Genomic DNA, 17,120 nt, shown 5'->3' with positions numbered 1-17,120 from the left:
GGAAGGGACTTCCGGCAGGCGGCGACAGGGAGAGGGGGCCATGGCGATGGTGCGGGCCAGGAGCGAGGAGCGGCGCGCGGACATCGTGCGCGCGACCCTCGAAGTGATCGCCGAGCGCGGCTACCGGGGCGCGTCGCTCGGCGCCGTCGCCGAGCGGGTCGGCCTGACGCAGCAGGGACTGCTGCACTACTTCCCCACGAAGGAGGCCCTGCTCGTCGCGGTCCTCGCGGAGCGCGACAAGTGGGACACGAGCGGGGCCGGTTCGCGCGAGGGCTGGCGGCTCGATCTGATCGACTCGCTCGTCGAGTACAACGCGATGCGGCCGGGGATCGTGCAGACCTTCTCGGCCCTGCTCGGCGAGAGCGTGACCGAGGACCATCCGGCGCGCACGTTCTTCACCGAGCGCTACACCCAGGTCCGCGACGAGATGGCGAACGTCCTGCGCCTGGAGTTCGGCGAGCGCCTGCCGAGCGGGCTGACCCCGGAGCGGGCGGCTCCGATCCTGACGGCCGTGATGGACGGGCTGCAGTACCAGTGGCTGCTCGACCCGGCGGCCGTGGACATGCCGGAGGCGTTCCGGGACTTTCTGCGCCTCTTGTACGGAAGCGACAAGTGAGGGCCCTGTAGCGGGAGTTGCGGGTGAGTCGGGATACTGCGCGGGCCGGTTCCCGACCCGACGGAGGGCTCACCTGTGCTGTCCCGGATTCGCCATGCCTCGCTCGGCCTCGCGCTGATCACCGCCACGCTGGTCGCGGCGGCGCCCCCCGCAACCGCCGACGCCGACGCGGGCTGCTCGTGCACCGTCGAGGAGGCACGACTCGACCGCGCCGCGCCGCAGGAGATCCTGCGGCGCGGCGGATTCGACTCCGTGGCACCGGAGTTCGCCCGCGCCCTCGCCGGCGCCGAGTCGTACCGGGAGGCCGAGCGGGCCGTCGCCCGGCACGGGGAGCGGCTCTGGCGGGACGCGGTCGACCGGGCGCAGGGGCGTCGCGTACGGGGCGACCTGAGCCGGGACGACGATCGGCCGCTGTACTGGGCGCGGCTGGGCCTGACCCGTGAACTGCGTTCCTGGCAGCCGGAGTTCGCACTCTCCGACGAGGGGCGGGCGCGGCTGCTCGACCGGCTCGAGCGCTCCTCGCGCGGCCAGGACTCGATCCGTTTCCCGGCGGGCAAGGGCGTGAAGCGCATCCTGATGACCGGGTTCGACCCGTTCACGCTCGACCGGGACGCGCGGATCAGCAATCCGTCCGGGGCCACCGCGCTCGCCCTGGACGGCACCTGGATCCGCACGGCGGACGGCAGCCTCGCCCGGGTCGAGACGGCCGTCTTCCCGGTCCGCTGGCAGGACTTCGCCGAGGGGACGGTCGAGCGGACCCTGCGGGACCAGCTGCCGAAGGCGGACCTGTTCACCACGGTCAGCCAGGGCCGGATCGGCCGCTTCGACATCGAACGGTTCAACGGTGCCTGGCGGGGCGGCTTCCCCGACAACGAGAACCTCTCGCGCACGGAGACCGTCCCGGTCTCCGACCCGGCCACCCAGCCCCAGTGGACGGCGACCACCCTCCCGTACGCCTCGATCGTCGCCGCGAGCACCGGGCGCTTCCCGGTGTACGACAACACGGCGGTGACCGAGATCCCGGCCGGGTCGAGCACTCCCGTGGCGCGCCCGGGCGGCCCGACGCCGGGCTCCACGGCCCGTTCGGGCGGCGGCGGGGACTATCTCTCCAACGAGATCGCCTACCGCGCGACCCTGCTGCGCGACCGGCTCGGCCTGCCGGACCTGCCCGGCGGCCATGTCCACACCCCGGTCCTGCAGTTCGGCGCGGGCAACACGGACCCGACGACGGGCGCGGTGACGGACCCGGAGTTCGTACGCAACCGGCTGGACATCATCGCCCAGGTCCGGGCGATCATCGCCATGGCCGCGTCCCGGTAGCGACCCCTGGGGTTCCCCGTCGGCCGGGCGCGCGGGATGATGGGGGTCATGATCGTCGCAGCAGCGCAGTTCGCCCCGGTCGCCGGGGACATCGACGCCAACGTCCGTACCGTCGCCGGGCTGATCAGGGCGGCGGGCGCGGACGGCGCCCGGCTGGTCGTCTTCGCCGAGCTCTGCCTGACCGGCTACGAGCCCAGCCTCATCAGGGACACCCCCGCGCTGGTGTTCTCCGAGGACGACGAGCGCCTCGAGCCGATCCGGGAGGCCTGTCGCGCCGTCGGCGCGGCGGCCGTCGTCAACGGGCCCGTACGCACCGCCGACGGCGGGACCGGGGTGACCTCGCTGGTGATCGGGGCGGACGGCGCGCTGCTCACCCGCTACGACAAGCGGCATCTGTACGGCGTCGAGGCGGAGGTCTTCGCACCGGGCGGGGTGGACGGCCGCTTCACCCTCGACGGGGTGCGGTTCGCGACGGCCACCTGCTACGACAACCGGTTCCCGGAGCTCGCGGAGCGGGCCGCCGCCGACGGTTGCACGGTCTATCTGGCGAGCTCGGTCCTGACCGCCGACAACGACTCGTTCGAGAAGGTCTATCCGGTACGGGGCCGGGACTTCGGTCTGTACGTGGTGCTCGGCAACGCGCTGGGCCGCAACGAGGACGGCGTGGCCTGCGGCGCCGCCGGAGCCTGGGGCCCGGACGGCGCGCGTCTCGCCGACGCGGGGAGCATCGAGGCGGGGTACGCGCTCGCCGAGGTCGGCTGAGCCCAGGAGGGCCGATCTAGCCCTTGCGGTACGGGTTGCCCGGCATCGGGACGGGGGCAGGAGCCGCGGGGGCCGCGGCCGGCTCGTCGGCGTCCGCGTTCTCCCCGCGCAGGTCCCGGACCATGAGCGTCGCGCCCGCCACCGCGCCCGGCATCAGGAACACGGCCACGAACGGCACCAGGAACGACAGGGTCAGCGGCACGCCGAAGCCCAGGGTCAGCATCCGACGGCCGCGCAGCAACCGCAGCCGCTCCTTCAGTTCGACGCTGCGGCGCTGGAGGGCGACGGCGGTCAGCTCCTCGGCGAGGAAGAAGCCCGAGACGCAGAAGCCGATCACCGGGACGACGGTCTGACCGACGACGGGGATGAAGCCGCAGGCGAAGAGCAGCACGCCGTAGCACGCGACCCGCAGCACGACCTTGAGGCTGTCGCGCGCGGAGATCCACAGCTCGCGCCAGAGGGGCAGGCCCGACTCGGGGACCTCGCCGCCCTCGGTCCGGTCGACCTCCTCGGACAGGGACTCGTAGAAGGGCTGGCCGACCAGCAGGGTCACGGCGGTGAAGGTGACGACCGCGAGGAAGAGCCCGAAGCCGAAGGTGAGGACGGTCAGGGTGTTGCGCAGGAGCCCCTGCCAGGGCGAGGACCAGTCGTCGGCGAACGGGGTCGCCCAGGCCGTCAGGTCGTCGGCCCCGTAGCCGAGGCCGACGAGGGCACCGACGTACAGCACAAGGGTCACCAGACCGGGCAGCAGCCCGAATCCGAACCATCGGCCGTGCCGGCCCACCCACTTCTGTCCCTGTACCAGATAACCGAGACCGGCCCCGAAATCACGCATGAGGATCACCCTATCGGGCCCGCGCCGGAGGCCCTCTTGTTGTCCGGGGCACGACAGGGTAGACCCCTGCGTACTGATCACTTACGGAGGTTGCGTACGTATGGCGAAACCCGGACCCGCCCTGATCACCACCGTCTGCGGCGCGCTCCTCGGCGCGCTGGTCCTCACCGCGCTGCCCGCGAGCGCCGCGCCCGGCCCCTTAGGGCACGGGCCCGGCGGCACCTCAGAGCCCGGTCCCGTACGCGAAGGGGCCGGGCGGGACACCGCGGCCGCGCCGCCGCGCACGTTCGCGGCGCGCTCCTCCCTCGCCCCGGCCGACACCCCGCTCCGCACGGACGGCGGCTATCCGCGGCGGACGGACCTCGCCGTCCCACCCGTCGACCCGGCCGACAGGTCGATCAAGCTGGGGCTCGCCCCCTACCACTCCCTCGCCCCGCGTCTCAACGCGCTGCAGAAGCTCGGGAACCGGGTGAGTGTCGAGGTCGCCGGGCGGTCGGCGGGCGGGCACGAGCTGTATCTGGTGACCGTCACCGCCCCGGAGAGCGCCCGCGAGACCCGTGAGCAGGAGCGCATGCGCGAGCGGATCGAGAACGCGCCCGCCGCCGCGGCGAAGGACACCCGGCTGAAGGCCGCGTACAAGACCCCGGTCTTCATCAACAACAACATCCACGGCAACGAGTGGGAGGGCACGGACGCGGCCCTGGAGCTCATCGAGGAGCTGGCCACCGCCACCGATCGCAAGACCGCCGGGCTGCTCGCGAGGACCCGGGTGTATCTGAACGTCACCGCCAACCCGGACGGCCGGATCGCCGGCACCCGCGCCAACGGCAACGGCTTGGACCTCAACCGGGACTTCATCACCGCATCCCAGCCCGAGGCGCGCGCGATCCGGCGGATCGCCATCGACAAGCAGCCCGCCGTGATGCTGGATCTGCACGGGTACGTCAACGGCACGCTGATCGAGCCGACGACCCCGCCGCACGGTGAGAACTACGAGTACGACCTGTTCCTGAAGAACGCCTACGCCAATGCGCTCGGCATGGAGAAGGCGGTCAACGGTCTCGGCTACACGCCCGCGAAGGGCGGGGTCCGCCCGGCGGTCATCCCGTTCCGGGACGAGCAGGAGGGCTGGGACGACTGGCCGCCGATCTTCACACCGCAGTACATGCCGTTCCAGGGCGCGGTGGCCGCGCACACCATCGAGTTCCCGATGACGGTGAACAACCAGGCGTACGACACCCTGCCGGAGGCGGAGCTGCGCCGCCGGGCGGCGATCAACGTCGACATCGCGGGCGCGGCGATGCGCGCCACGCTCGACCACACGGACACGCATCGCGCGTCGGTGCTCGCCGACCAGATCGAGACGTTCCGGCGGGGCGCGGCTGGCGAGGCGCAGCGGCCGGTCTCCGAGGAGACGGTGCCCGGCGTGCCGGGGATCGGTCCGGAGGATGTGTACACGACCACGTTCCCGCGCGCGTACGTCATTCCGGCGGGGCGGTCCCAAGCCTCTGCGGTGGCCGCGGCACGGCTCGTGGACCATCTGGTCGCCAACGACGTGCGGGTCGGACGGGCCCTCGACGGCTCGTACGTCGTCGACATGCGCCAGCCCAAGCGCGGGATGGCGAACGTGATCCTGGCGGAGGGCCGCGACATCAGCGCGGACGTGTCGACGATGTACGACATCTCGGGCTGGAGCCTCGGGCTGCTGTGGGGCGCGACGGTGCGGCGGATCGAGCACGGCCCGGTGCCTCGCGTGGTGCGCCCGGTCCACGCCGCGGCCCCCACGGGTTCGGTCGCGCCCTTCGGGGACCTGCTGCTGCGGCTCGACGACCCGAAGGAGCTGGCCGCGGTGAACACGCTGCTGGCGCAGGGGGTGAAGGTGCGGCGGACCGCCGACGGAGCGGCGGTGGTGCCGGCGTCGGCGCGGGGCGCGGCACGGGTGCTCGCGGACCGGTACGGGGTGGTGTTCCGGGCCACGAAGGAGCGGGGCTCGGCGCCGCTGGAGCGGACCAGGGTCGCCGCCTCGGTGACGGCCGGTGAGCTGTTCGCGCTGGGCGAGATGGGCTTCGAGGTCGTCCCGGTGTCGACGGAGATCCTGAACGCGGGCTTCGACTGGTCGACGGCCGACGTGCTGTTCGTGTCGCGGGGCCTGGAGTACGGGAAGCTCACCCCGGCCGCGCGGGAGGCTCTGCGGGCGAGCGGTGCGGGTGTGGTGGGGATCGGCTCGGCGGGCGCGGCGTTCAACGCGGCGGCGGGGCTGCTCCCGGCCACGGCGGTGGAGGGCAACGGGGACGCGAACGGTGTCGTGACGGTCCGCAACGCGGGCGGGGCGATCACCGGCGGAGCTCCCGGGCACAGCTTCGTCTACGCGCCGATGTGGTTCACGGGGCTGGGGGCGGGGGTGCGGACCGAACAGTCGTACGCGGCGGCCGATCCGCTCGTCTCCGGGCACTGGCGGCCCGGCGCGGACGGCAGGGGTGGTCCGGGCGACGCGGCCGGGCGGGCGTCGGTGGTCAGCGGCACGACGGCGCACGGTGCGCCGGTGGTGCTGTTCGGCACGGAACCGCTCTTCCGGGACCACCCGAAGGGTGCGTTCGCGCAGGTCGGCCGGGCTCTGCTGGCGCGCTGACCGGTGCGCCGACGGATGCGCCGACCGTCCCCATGACGCAAGAGGGCCGCACCCCGGTCGGTCGGGGTGCGGCCCACGTCAAGCGTACGCGCAAAATCAGACGGCCAGCTCGACCGTGATGTTGCCACGGGTCGCCTTGGAGTACGGGCAGACCTGGTGAGCCTTCTCGATCAGGCTCTTCGCGGTCTCGACGTCCACGTTCGGGATGGTCGCCGAGATCTTGACGATGATGCCGAAGCCGTCGTCGTTCTTGCCGATGCCGACCTCGGCGGTGACCGTCGAGCCCGAGATGTCGGCGTTCTCGTTACGGGCCACGACGCCCAGCGCACCCTGGAAGCAGGCGCTGTACCCGGCGGCGAAGAGCTGCTCCGGGTTGGTGCCGGCGCCGGAGCCACCCATGGCCTTCGGCGGGTTCACGACGACATCGAGCTGACCGTCGTCGGTGGCCACACGGCCGTCGCGCCCGTTCTCGGCGGTGGCGACGGCGGTGTACAGGACGTCGGACTGCTGAATGGACATGCGGGTCTTCCTTCTGCTGGTTCGCCGCGACTCGCGCCCACGATCGCGACGGCTGAGGGAAGACTAGCCGGTCACCGAAACGATCATCTTTCCGGTGTTGTCCCCGCGGAGCAGGCCGAGGAAGGCGTCCACGCTGTTCTCGATGCCCTCGACGACGGTCTCGTTGTACTTCAGCTCGCCGGAGCGCAGCCAGCCGCCGACCTCCTGGACGAACTGCTGCTGCAAGCCGTAGTGGTCGCCGACGAGGACGCCCTGGAGGCGCAGTCGCTTACCGATGATCATGGCCATGTTGCGCGGGCCCGGCACCGGCTCGGTGTCGTTGTACTGCGCGATCATGCCGCAGATGGTGGCGCGGCCGTGCACGTTGAGCGAGGAGATCGCGGCTTCGAGGTGGTCGCCGCCGACGTTGTCGAAGTAGACGTCGATACCGTCCGGGGCGGCCTCGCGGAGCTGGTCCTTGACCGGGCCGTTCTTGTAGTTGAAGGCGGCGTCGAAGCCGTACTCCTCGATGAGGAGCTTGACCTTCTCGTCGGAGCCGGCGGAGCCGATGACCCGGGAGGCGCCCTTGAGCTTCGCCATCTGGCCGACCTGGCCGCCGACGGCGCCGGCCGCGCCGGAGACGAAGACGGCGTCGCCCTCCTTGAAGGAGGCGACCTCGAAGAGACCGGCGTAGGCGGTGAGGCCCGTCATGCCGAGGACGCCGAGGTAGCTGGAGAGGGGGGCCAGCTCCGGGTCGACCTTGGTGGCGTGCTGGGCGGGCACATCGGCGTACTCACGCCAGCCGAGACCGTGCAGGACGTGGTCGCCGACGGCGAATCCCTCCGCGTTGGACGCGATGACCTCGCCGACCGCGCCGCCGTCCATGGGGTGGTCGAGCTTGAACGGCGGGATGTACGACTTCACGTCGTTCATCCGGCCGCGCATGTACGGGTCGACGGAGAAGTGCAGGTTCTTGACCAGGATCCGGCCCTCGGCGGGCTCGGCGACGGGGGTCTCACGGAGCGCGAAGTCCGCGGGGGTGGGCCAGCCGTGCGGACGGGCGACGAGGTGCCACTCACGGCTGGACGCGGGGATTACGGACATCGGTACGGCCTCCTGGAACAGAATGTTTCACTACCTGAAACAACCATGCTCCTGGATATTTCATGTTGTCAAGTATCTGGGTAGGATGGAGCTCATGGCCACCTCGAACTCAGACCCCCTCACCCGCGAAGTCGTCGAGCTGATCGGCACGGTCGTGGCGCGGTACTACGCGGAATACGAGCAGGCGGCCGCGGAGCACGCGCTGACCGGCGCCCAGGCGAGGGTCCTCGGACTGCTCACCCTGGAGCCCGTCCCGATGCGGAAGATCGCCCAGAAGCTGAAGTGCGAGCCGTCGAACGTCACCGGGATCATCGACCGGCTGGAATCGCGTGGGCTGGTGGAGCGCCGCCCCGACCCGGCCGACCGACGCGTCAAGCTGGCCGCGCCGACCCCGGAGGGCCTGGACACCGCCGGCCGGCTGCGCGACTCGCTGGACTTCGCGCGCGAGCCGCTCGGCCAGCTCACGGCGGACGAGCGCGCGCTGCTGCGGGACCTGCTGAGGCGGATGCTGGGCGAGGACGTGGCCTGACGCCGTCTCCGCGCTCGGGCTCCTAGACGCAGAAGAAGATGATCCACGTGCACGTCGGCGTCGGGGACGGCGTGGGGCTGGGTGTGGCCGTCGGCGAACCGCCGGGCGGGGTCGCGGTGGCGCTTCCGGAGCCGGTCGGCGTGGGACCGCTCTGCGAGCCCGAGGGTGACGGCGAGCCGGACGGCGTACCGGCCGGGGGCCCGCCTCCGGAGCCCTGCGAGCCGCCGCCACTGCCGGAGCCTCCGGAGCCCTGGCCACCGGAGCCCTGGCCGGGTATGCCCGTGTGGCCGGGCGCGGGCCCGTCCGAGCCCTTGGGGGTGGCGGACTTCGTGACCGTGACCGGGGTCGGCCCCTCCGGTGCCGTGGCGCTGTCCGAGGGCAGCGGCGGCAGCGAGGTCTCGACGGCCTCTTCCTCCTGTACGGCGGTGGCGGCGCCGCCCTCGTCCGGGGGCTCGAGCGCCAGCTTGGCCATGCTCAGCGCACCCGCCGCGAGGACGATGCCGAGCGTGCCCACCAGGACGTTGCGCCCCTTGCGGCTGCGCGCACGACGGCTGCGGCGGGCACCGCTCCGCCCCGACGCCGCGCCACGGCGGGCGGCGGCCCGACCGCCGGAAGCGGCCGAGCGCGGCGGCTCGAGCGGGTCCAGTTCGTAGATGTGCTCGGCCCGCTCCTCGTACGCCATGGGCGCGGTGGGCTCGACGAACTCGACGCGCTGGGCCGCGACGGCGCGCGCGGCGGCCGGCTGGGGGGTCTCGTACCGCAGCTCCTCGACGGGGGTCCCGCATCCGGCGCAGGCGAGTGCGCCGTTGAGGTGCCGTCGGCACTGGTGGCAGTAGTCCATGGCTGCCGCAGAGTATGTGTCGACAGGACACCAGAGGTAGGCGGGAACGTGAGGATCCTGTGAGGAAACCCCAGGTCGACGGCGTGTCGTCGTGATTCTCCCGCTTCGGGCAGGATGGGCTCATGACACCGTCCGGGCCTTTCGGGCCACGCGAGTTCCAGCTCGTCCTGCTGCGCCGGATGGCCGACCACCAGCCGGACCTGGTCGAGGACGCGCTCAGGGATCTGGGGGCGACGCGCGCCGAGTCGCGTGAGGCGAACCGCCGCTGGCAGGCGTGGGCCCATGGCCGCGGAAGCCGCGGGGAGCTGTCCCGTTACCGCTCCGTCCTGGGCGAGCCGGTGGCACGCCGCGCGGCCCCCCGGCTCGACGCCGAGCTCCTGGAGTGGGAGCTCCCGCTCTGGCCGGAGCTGCGCTGGCAGGTGATCGTGGGAAAGCCGTCGGCGGTCTGGGGCAGCGGCCTGGTCCGGGCGCCCGGCTCCCCCGTGCCCGAGCTGCGCACCGAGGCCGACCTGCACCCCTGGAGCTGCACCCTCCCCGAGGTCGGCAACGCCTTCCCCCCGGCCCGGGCCCGGGACGGCAGCGCCCCCACCCGTCTCCGCCTGGACTTCACCCTCCCCGACGGAACCCCCCGAGCCGCCGAATTCACCTGGGGCCTCCTGCAACGCCTGCTCTGACGGCCCCGCGCCGCGCCCGGCGAGCCTCGCCGGGGCGGCACGTTCGGGGCGGTGCGGGCCCTGCACTGCCCCGCGCGACCCCGGCGCCGTCACGGCGGCCCGTGCCACGGAGGAGAACGAACCCCGCTGTCACGCCGAGTCCGCCCCGCGCCGGCCACGGGCCACGGCGCCACGCTGGGCAACGGGAGCCGGCGGCGACGGAGCGACGGGCGGCGCCCGCGCCACACCCCGCCCCGTGCCCGGCGGCGCACCCGCCGCGCCGAGCTCACGCCCCGGACCACGAACGACCCCACAGCCGTCCGCGCCGAAATCGCCCCCGGGGGCCACCCCGCACCGACCCGCCGTCGGGCGGCCCCGCACCCCCGGGCGGCGCAGCCCAGCGCGCGGCATCGCGGCGGGAGTCGCACGATGCGAACAGAACGCCGTAGCAAACCGGCGTCCACCCTCGCTCGTGCCAGCACCGCACTCCGGAGGATCTGCCGTGACCGTCAGCCTGGAACAGCTGCGTCGTTGCCATGTCGCCGTCGACCTGGGGGCCGCCCGGACCCGGGTCTTCGTCAAGGGCGCCGGGCTCGTCGTCGACGAGCCCAGTGTCGCCGCTGTGAACACCCGTACCGGCGCGCTGATCGCCGTCGGCGCGCTCGCCGAGAAGATGACCGGCCGCACCCCCGACTACATCCGCGTCATGCGGCCCGTCTCCGGCGGCACCGTCGTCGACATCGACATGGCCCAGCGGATGCTCCGCCACCTCCTCGGCGAGAAGCTCCGCCGCCAACTGCGCCGCAAGCCCCGGCTGCGCGCCGCCGCCAGCACCCCGCACGACAGCGACCCGCTCGCCCAGCGCGCCGCCGTGGAGACCCTCGTCGGGCTCGGCGCCCGGCGGGTCGAGCTGGTCGACACCCTGATCGCGGCGGCCGTGGGCTGCGGACTTCCCGTCGAGCAGCCCACCGCGACCATGATCATGGTCTGCGGCGCGGCGACCACCCAGGTCGCCGTGCTCTCCCTGGGCTCCATCGTCACCGCAGAGCGGATCCCCGTGGGCGGCGACGCGATCGACCACGCGGTCATCCAGCACCTGCGCCACCAGCACGAGCTGATGCTGCCCAGCCAGTCCGTCCGCCCGCTGCAACTCGCCCTCAGCGGCAACGGCCTGACCCTCCAGGGCCCGACCTCCACCGAGATCCACGGCCGCGACGTGGCCACGGGCCTCGCCCGTTCGGTGACCGTCGACACCGCCGCCGTACGCGATGCGATCCACACCCCACTGACCGCCGTCCTCGACGGCATCGGCAAGATCCTCCGCGAGTGCCCGCCCGACCTCGTCGCCGACCTCGCCGAGCGCGGCATCATGATGGTCGGCGGCAGCGCCCTGCTCCCCGGGCTCGACCAGATGCTCCGCGAGGCGACCGGGATGCCGGTGCACATCGCCGAGCGGCCGGACGTCTGCGCGATCCTCGGGCTCGGCGCGATGCTGGAGGGCAAGATCCAGCCCATGGTCCTCGACCCGCTGGCCGACACCGAATGATCGCCACATCCCTCCCATTTGTACGACAATAAGCGCATGTCGCTCATGGACCAGGACGACCCGGCTCCCCGTCTGCCGATGCTGCTGGAAGCGGTCCTGAGTGTCGGCACCGATCTCGAACTGCGGACCACGCTCCAGCACATCGTGGACTCCGCGATCGACCTGACCGGCGCGCGCTACGGAGCGCTCGGGGTCGTCGACCCCGAGCGCCGCCGACTGACCGAGCTGTTCACCGCCGGGATGACCGAGGCCGAGCGGCAGCGCATCCCCCGGCTCCCCGACGGCCACACCGGCCTCCTCGGCGTCCTCATCCACGACCCGCAGCCGCTGCGGGTCGATGACCTGACGGCCGATCCGCGCTCCAGCGGGGTCCCGGAGGGCCATCCCGAGATGCGCTCGTTCCTCGGTGTCCCGATCCGTGTCCACACGGAGGTGTTCGGCAATCTCTATCTCACCGAGAAGCGCGAGGGGAGCTTCACCGAGGAGGACCTCGCCCTGCTGCGGGTCCTCGCCTCGCAGGCCGGCATCGCCATCGGCAACGCCCGGCTGTACGAGACCGCCCGTCAGCGCGAGCGCTGGATCGAGGGCGCGGCGGCGGTGACGACGGCCCTGCTCACCAGGGAACCGGCGGAGGACGCGCTGATGACGGTCGCCGAACAGGCCAGGCTGCTCGCGGATGCCTCGGCCGGGGTCGTCCTGCAGCCCACCGAGGAGGGCGGCATGGAGATCGTGGCCGCCTCGACGGTCGGCGACCCGGGCGACCTGGTCGGTACGACCATCGCGCCGGGTTCGCCCGTCCTCGAGCAACTGCTCGGTGGTGAGCCGGTCTTCGTGGAGGACTCGGCCACCGATCCACGGATGACCACCCATGTACGTTCCCGGTTCGGGCCCTCGATGATGCTGCCGCTGCAGAGCGGCGGCCGGCTCATCGGCACCCTCGCCCTCCCCCGGCGACGCGGCGGCCGCCCGTACACGGCGGTGGACCGCCTCCTCGCCTCGCAGTTCGCCTCCCAGGCCGCACTCGCCCTGGTCCTCGCGGACGCGCAGCACGATCGGGAGCAGCTGGCGGTGTACGAGGACCGCGACCGGATCGCCCGCGACCTGCACGATCTCGTCGTCCAGCGGCTGTTCGCCACCGAGATGATGCTGGAGTCGACACGGCGGCGCGCGGCCGAGTCGACCGACGAGAGCGTCCTGGTGGGGCGGGCGGTGGACGAACTGGACTCCACCATCCAGGAAGTACGGACGACCATCTTCGCCCTCCAGCAGCCGCCCACCGACGCGCCGACGACCTTCCGGGGGCGTGTGCTGCGCGAGACGGGCGGTGCGGCGGTCCTGCTGGGCTTCCAGCCCTCGGTGCACTTCTCGGGCGCGGTCGACACCCTGATCGACGAGGCCGAGGGCGAGCGGCTCCTCGCCACGCTGCGCGGCGCGCTGGCTGCTGCCCATCGTCGGGAGGGCGTCACGGCGATCACGGTCGAGGTGGCGGCGACGCAGGAGGGCCCCCACCTGGCGGTGGCGGCCGACGGCAGCCCTCCCACGACGGTGAACTGGCCCTAGCCGGCAGCCCGCCCCCGACCGTGAACCGGCCGTGGCGGGCCGCGCGCAAGCCCCCGGACCGGACGCCCGTACGGCCCAATCCGGCGCGCCCCGCCCGGCGTCGCGGCATTGACTGAATCACGTGGACACCCTTGAGAAGCCCTCCGGCACCGCCTACCGGAACCTGGTCATGGCCACGATCGGATTCACACTCACGTTCTGGGCGTGGACTACAAGGACCGGCTGGACCTCAGCTCGTTCCAGCAGTCGCTGCTCGTCGCCGTCCCGGTCCTGGTGGGCTCGCTGGGCCGGATCCCGGCCGGTGCGCTCACCGACCGCTACGGCGCCAAGGTGATGTTCCCCGTGGTCTCGGCGCTCACGATCGTCCCCGTCCTGCTGCTGATCCCGGCGAAGAACTCGTACGGCGCGATGCTCGCCGTCGGTTTCCTCCTCGGCCTCGGCGGGACGACGTTCGCCATCGGCATCCCCCTGGTCAACTCCTGGTTCCCACCGGCCAAGCGGGGCCTGGCGCTCGGGGTCTTCGGCATGGGCATGGGCGGTGTGGCGCTCTCCGGCTACTTCACCCCGCGTATCGCCAAGCACGGGGAGAACCTGCCGTTCCTCGTCGTCGCGCTCGCGCTCGCCGCGTACGCCGTCCTCGCCGTGTTCCTGATCACCGACCGCCCCGACCGGCCGGTGCCCACGGCCTCCCTCGCATCCCGGCTGGGCAAGGCGGGCCGGCTGCGGGTGACCTGGGAGCTGTCGGCGCTGTACGCCATCGGCTTCGGCGGCATCGTCGCGTTCGGGGTGTACCTGCCGACGTACCTCAAGACCTGGTACGAGCTCGACCCGACCGACGCCGGCACCAAGGCCGCCGGTTTCGCCCTCGTCACCGTCGTCTTCCGGCCGATCGGCGGCTGGCTCTCGGACCGGATCCACCCGGCCCTCGTCACCGCCGCCGCGCTCGGCTTCGCCGCCCTCTTCGCCATCGTCCAGGCCTTCGACCCGCCCCTGAACCCGGGCGGCACGATCGCCCTGCTCTGCATGGCGGCCGGACTCGGCACGGCGAGCGGCTCGGTCTTCGCGCTGGTCTCCCAGGTCACCCCGCAGTCACAGGTCGGCAGTGTCACCGGCATCGTCGGCGCGATGGGAGGGCTCGGCGGGTTCGTGCCGCCGCTGGTGATGGGCGCGATCTACAGCGCCAAGGACTCCTACTCCATCGGCTTCATGCTCCTGTCCGACCTGGCCCTCGCCGGCTGCGTCTACGCGTACGGGCGGATGCGGACGATCCGGCCGGCCGGGGACCGCGACGGCTCCCCGGAGGTGAGCAAGGTCGCAGCGCGCCCCTCCTGAGGCGGGGGAAGAATGCCTCTCGCATCCCGCTACGCGAGGAGGACGACCGTTGAGCGCGCTCTTCCCGGCCCTGGTGGCCGGCTCGGACCGGCCCGCACTGCGCTTCGGCGCGGACACCCTGACCTACGAGGAACTGGCCAAGGCCGCCGGGGCCTTGGCCATACGGATCGGGGCCGCGGGGCGGGTCGCCGTCTGGGCCACACCGACCGCACGGACGGCGGTCGCGGTGGTGGCCGCGCTGCTGGCCGACGTACCGGCGATCCCGCTCAACCCGCGCACCGGGGAGCGGGAGCTGGCGCACATCCTCGGCGACAGCGCTCCGAGCGTGGTCCTGGCGGGGGCGGAGGACGTTCTGCCGGCGGGGCTCGCGGAACTGCCCCGGATCGACGTCGACACGACGGTCACGTCCTTCGGCCCCGTCTCCGCGGCCCTCGCCTTCGCGGGTAGGTCGGACGATTCCGAGTCGCCCGCCCTGATCGTCTACACCTCCGGCACCACCGGCCCGCCCAAGGGCGTCGTCCTCTCCCACCGGGCGATCGCCGCCTCCCTCGACGCCCTGGGGGACGCCTGGGCGTGGACCACGGACGACGTCCTCGTCCACGCGCTGCCGCTCTTCCACGTCCACGGGCTCGTCCTGGGGGTCCTCGGACCGCTGCGGCGGGGCGGATCGGTCCGTCATCTCGGAGGGTTCTCGACCGCGGGTGTGGCCCGGGAGCTCGGTGCGGGCGGCGGCACGATGCTGTTCGGCGTACCGACCATGTACCACCGGATCGCGGACGCGCTGGCGGACGATCCGACGCTGGTACGGGCGCTGGCCGAGGCGCGGCTGCTGGTCTCGGGATCGGCGGCGCTGCCGGTCCACGACCACGAGCGGATCACGGCGGCGACGGGCCGGACGGTGATCGAGCGGTACGGAATGACCGAGACGCTGATGAACACCTCCGTCCCCCTGGGCTCCCACCCGCGCCCCGGCTCGGTCGGGCTGCCGCTGCGCGGCGTGGAGCTGCGCCTGGTGGAGGAGGACGGCACGGAGATGAGGGCGTACGACGGGGAGAGCGTCGGTGAGATCCAGGTCAGAGGCCCGAACCTGTTCTCGTCGTATCTGAACCGGCCGGACGCGACGGCGGCCGCGTTCGACGGCGACTGGTTCCGCACCGGGGACGTGGCGGTCCGTGAACCCGACGGCTACGTACGGATCGTGGGCCGCAAGGCCACCGACCTGATCAAGAGCGGCGGTTACAAGATAGGCGCGGGCGAGATAGAGAACGCGCTCCTGGACCATCCGGCGGTGCGGGAGGCCGCCGTGACCGGCGCACCGGACCCGGACCTCGGGGAGCGGATCGTGGCCTGGGTGGTGCCGGCGGACGCGGAGAAGCCGCCCACGGCGGAGGAGTTGGCCGATCATGTCGCCGGGCTCCTCGCCCCGCACAAGCGCCCTCGCACCGTCCACTTCCTCCGCGCGCTGCCCCGCAACGACATGGGCAAGCTCCTGAAGAAGGCCCTCCCGGAGGCCCTCCATGGCTGAGCGCCTCACGGCCCGTGCGGTGATCGGGCTGGTCACCGACGACTTCGTCCCGTTGCCCGCCCCGGCCGCCCTCGCGCCGCCGCTCCCGGACGGCCCGATCGGCTGGGTCGGTTACGACGCCTCACGCGCGCGTGCCGCCGGGAGGACCGGCGAGGAGGAGTCCGTCCTGTACGGCAGGGCGACGATCGACGGTCGCCGGGTGGTCCTGGTCGCCTTCGAGTTCGGCTTCCTCGGCGGCTCGCTCGGGCAGGCGGCCGGGGACCGGCTCGTCGCCGCGTACCGCGCCGCCCGGGAGGACCGGGTCCCGCTGGTGTCGCTCGTGGCGACGGGCGGCAGCCGGATGCAGGAGGGCATGATCGCCCTGACCCAGCTCCAGCGCGTGGCGGAGGCGACCGTACGACTGCGGGACGTCGGCATCCCCCATGTCGCGGTCCTGCGCGACCCGTCCACCGGCGGCGGCTGGGCCACGGTCGGGGCGGGCGCGGACGTCGTGCTCGCCCTGCCCACCGCCCAGGTGGCGTTCGCCGGTTCGCGGGTCCGCCCTCAGGACGCCGACCCCGCCGCGTACACGGCGGAGAGCCAGTGGGAGCACGGGCATGTGGACGGGATCGTCGAACCGGAGGACCTGCGGGCGACGCTCTCCCTGTGGCTGCGGCTGCTGAGGGGCTCGGAAGACGCCCCGGCTCCCGCCTCCGCTCCCCCGCCCCGCGCGCTCACCGAGGCCGGCCCGCCCTGCACCGGCTGGGAGGCCGTCGTACGGGCCCGGTCCGCCGAGCGCCCCCGCGCCGGGGCCTATCTGGACGCCTACTTCACCACCCGGGCGACCATCCGCGGCGACCGGGCGGGCGGGGTCGACCCCGGAGTGGAGTGCGGTTTCGGACTCCATGAAGGGCGGACGGTCGCGTACGCCGCGCAGGACGGGACGGCGACGCGCCCCGCGGGCTTCCGGACCGTCGCCCGGCTGATCCGGCTCGCGGACCGGCTCGGGATCCCCGTGCTCACCCTGATCGACACGCCCGGCGCCGCCAACGACGCCGACGCCGAACGGGCCGGGGCGGGTCCGGCCATCGCGGACGCGTTCACCGCGGTCGCCGAGGCACGGGTCCCGGTGACCTCGCTGCTGGTCGGCGAGGGCGGCTCGGGCGGGGCCCTGGCGCTGGCCGCGCCGGGCAACACCTGGGCCACGCCGGACGGCTACTTCTCGGTCATCGCCCCCGAGCTCGCCTCGGCGATCCTGAAGAGGGAGCCCGACCAGGCCCCGGTCACCGCCGACCAGCTCCGGCTGCGCCCCCAGGACCTGGTGGAACTGGGCGTCGTGCGCGGGATCGTGACGCGCGGCGGGTGACGGCGGGACGGAGAGAGCCCCGGCA

The 17,120-nt window shown here is 73.0% G+C and carries 14 protein-coding genes and 1 pseudogene; 11 read left to right on the top strand and 4 right to left on the bottom strand.

Going from position 1 to position 17,120, the window contains the following annotated elements; translation table 11 throughout:
- Positions 1–46: 46 nt before the first annotated feature.
- The 3 genes from ACZ561_RS08580 (at position 47) to ACZ561_RS08570 (ending at position 2,698) form a co-directional block, all read left to right on the top strand.
- Positions 47–616, top strand: coding sequence for a TetR/AcrR family transcriptional regulator (locus tag ACZ561_RS08580; protein WP_376437644.1), 570 nt, complete (start codon positions 47–49; stop codon positions 614–616).
- A 78-nt stretch (positions 617–694) separates the two neighbouring features.
- On the top strand, positions 695–1,936 hold the full coding sequence (locus ACZ561_RS08575; protein WP_470991334.1) for a pyroglutamyl-peptidase I: 1,242 nt from the start codon (positions 695–697) through the stop codon (positions 1,934–1,936).
- 48 nt (positions 1,937–1,984) lie between these two features.
- The gene (locus ACZ561_RS08570) at positions 1,985–2,698 is read left to right on the top strand and encodes a carbon-nitrogen hydrolase family protein (RefSeq protein WP_470991092.1); all 714 of its coding nucleotides are present in this window, start codon (positions 1,985–1,987) and stop codon (positions 2,696–2,698) included.
- Between the two features lie 16 nt (positions 2,699–2,714).
- On the opposite strand, the gene ACZ561_RS08565 is transcribed toward ACZ561_RS08570, so the two are convergent.
- Positions 2,715–3,533, bottom strand: coding sequence for an EI24 domain-containing protein (locus tag ACZ561_RS08565; protein ID WP_470991091.1), 819 nt, complete (start codon positions 3,531–3,533; stop codon positions 2,715–2,717).
- Positions 3,534–3,633: 100 nt separating this feature from the next.
- Between ACZ561_RS08565 and ACZ561_RS08560 the strand changes: the two genes are divergently transcribed.
- Positions 3,634–6,162: a M14 family zinc carboxypeptidase gene (locus tag ACZ561_RS08560; protein ID WP_470991089.1), complete on the top strand. Its 2,529-nt coding sequence runs from the start codon at positions 3,634–3,636 to the stop codon at positions 6,160–6,162.
- 96 nt (positions 6,163–6,258) lie between these two features.
- Here the strand turns inward: ACZ561_RS08560 and ACZ561_RS08555 are convergent, their stop codons facing one another.
- Positions 6,259–6,681, bottom strand: coding sequence for an organic hydroperoxide resistance protein (locus tag ACZ561_RS08555; protein WP_352189301.1), 423 nt, complete (start codon positions 6,679–6,681; stop codon positions 6,259–6,261).
- 63 nt (positions 6,682–6,744) lie between these two features.
- Positions 6,745–7,764 (bottom strand): NADP-dependent oxidoreductase, encoded by a 1,020-nt coding sequence (locus ACZ561_RS08550; RefSeq protein ID WP_470991087.1) that lies wholly within the window; start codon positions 7,762–7,764, stop codon positions 6,745–6,747.
- Positions 7,765–7,858: 94 nt separating this feature from the next.
- Between ACZ561_RS08550 and ACZ561_RS08545 the strand changes: the two genes are divergently transcribed.
- Positions 7,859–8,293, top strand: a complete 435-nt coding sequence (locus ACZ561_RS08545) for a MarR family winged helix-turn-helix transcriptional regulator (protein WP_470991085.1) — start codon at positions 7,859–7,861, stop codon at positions 8,291–8,293.
- A 22-nt stretch (positions 8,294–8,315) separates the two neighbouring features.
- Here the strand turns inward: ACZ561_RS08545 and ACZ561_RS08540 are convergent, their stop codons facing one another.
- Complete coding sequence (locus ACZ561_RS08540) at positions 8,316–9,134, bottom strand: SCO2400 family protein (protein WP_470991083.1); 819 nt, start codon at positions 9,132–9,134, stop codon at positions 8,316–8,318.
- 122 nt (positions 9,135–9,256) lie between these two features.
- Here ACZ561_RS08540 and ACZ561_RS08535 point away from each other — a divergent pair, with 122 nt between their 5' ends.
- From ACZ561_RS08535 to ACZ561_RS08510, 6 genes and pseudogenes are all read left to right on the top strand, one after another.
- Entirely contained in the window at positions 9,257–9,808 is a 552-nt protein-coding gene (locus tag ACZ561_RS08535) for a hypothetical protein (protein ID WP_470991081.1), read from the top strand.
- A 481-nt stretch (positions 9,809–10,289) separates the two neighbouring features.
- Positions 10,290–11,333, top strand: coding sequence for a rod shape-determining protein (locus tag ACZ561_RS08530; protein ID WP_470991079.1), 1,044 nt, complete (start codon positions 10,290–10,292; stop codon positions 11,331–11,333).
- 36 nt (positions 11,334–11,369) lie between these two features.
- Positions 11,370–12,893, top strand: a complete 1,524-nt coding sequence (locus ACZ561_RS08525; protein WP_470991077.1) for a GAF domain-containing protein — start codon at positions 11,370–11,372, stop codon at positions 12,891–12,893.
- 169 nt (positions 12,894–13,062) lie between these two features.
- Positions 13,063–14,225: pseudogene (locus tag ACZ561_RS08520) on the top strand (MFS transporter).
- Positions 14,226–14,274: 49 nt separating this feature from the next.
- Positions 14,275–15,750, top strand: a complete 1,476-nt coding sequence (locus tag ACZ561_RS08515) for an acyl-CoA synthetase (protein WP_470991075.1) — start codon at positions 14,275–14,277, stop codon at positions 15,748–15,750.
- Positions 15,743–17,095: a carboxyl transferase domain-containing protein gene (locus tag ACZ561_RS08510; RefSeq protein WP_470991073.1), complete on the top strand. Its 1,353-nt coding sequence runs from the start codon at positions 15,743–15,745 to the stop codon at positions 17,093–17,095. Before ACZ561_RS08515 ends, ACZ561_RS08510 begins: the two co-directional genes overlap by 8 nt.
- The last annotated feature ends 25 nt before the right edge of the window (positions 17,096–17,120 follow it).

Source organism: Streptomyces sp. NPDC039609, from assembly GCF_055596705.1.
Note: the sequence above shows the minus strand (reverse complement) of the source record. Positions and strands in the feature narration are given on the sequence as shown.

Bases quoted from the DNA above. Each gene is read 5' to 3' on its own strand.
- ACZ561_RS08555 (WP_352189301.1), bottom strand. From the start codon at position 6,681: ATGTCCATTCAGCAGTCCGACGTCCTGTACACCGCCGTCGCCACCGCC.
- ACZ561_RS08550 (WP_470991087.1), bottom strand. From the start codon at position 7,764: ATGTCCGTAATCCCCGCGTCCAGCCGTGAGTGGCACCTCGTCGCCCGT.
- ACZ561_RS08560 (WP_470991089.1), top strand. From the start codon at position 3,634: ATGGCGAAACCCGGACCCGCCCTGATCACCACCGTCTGCGGCGCGCTC.
- ACZ561_RS08535 (WP_470991081.1), top strand. From the start codon at position 9,257: ATGACACCGTCCGGGCCTTTCGGGCCACGCGAGTTCCAGCTCGTCCTG.
- ACZ561_RS08570 (WP_470991092.1), top strand. From the start codon at position 1,985: ATGATCGTCGCAGCAGCGCAGTTCGCCCCGGTCGCCGGGGACATCGAC.
- ACZ561_RS08510 (WP_470991073.1), top strand. From the start codon at position 15,743: ATGGCTGAGCGCCTCACGGCCCGTGCGGTGATCGGGCTGGTCACCGAC.
- ACZ561_RS08580 (WP_376437644.1), top strand. From the start codon at position 47: ATGGTGCGGGCCAGGAGCGAGGAGCGGCGCGCGGACATCGTGCGCGCG.
- ACZ561_RS08565 (WP_470991091.1), bottom strand. From the start codon at position 3,533: ATGCGTGATTTCGGGGCCGGTCTCGGTTATCTGGTACAGGGACAGAAG.
- ACZ561_RS08545 (WP_470991085.1), top strand. From the start codon at position 7,859: ATGGCCACCTCGAACTCAGACCCCCTCACCCGCGAAGTCGTCGAGCTG.
- ACZ561_RS08540 (WP_470991083.1), bottom strand. From the start codon at position 9,134: ATGGACTACTGCCACCAGTGCCGACGGCACCTCAACGGCGCACTCGCC.
- ACZ561_RS08525 (WP_470991077.1), top strand. From the start codon at position 11,370: ATGTCGCTCATGGACCAGGACGACCCGGCTCCCCGTCTGCCGATGCTG.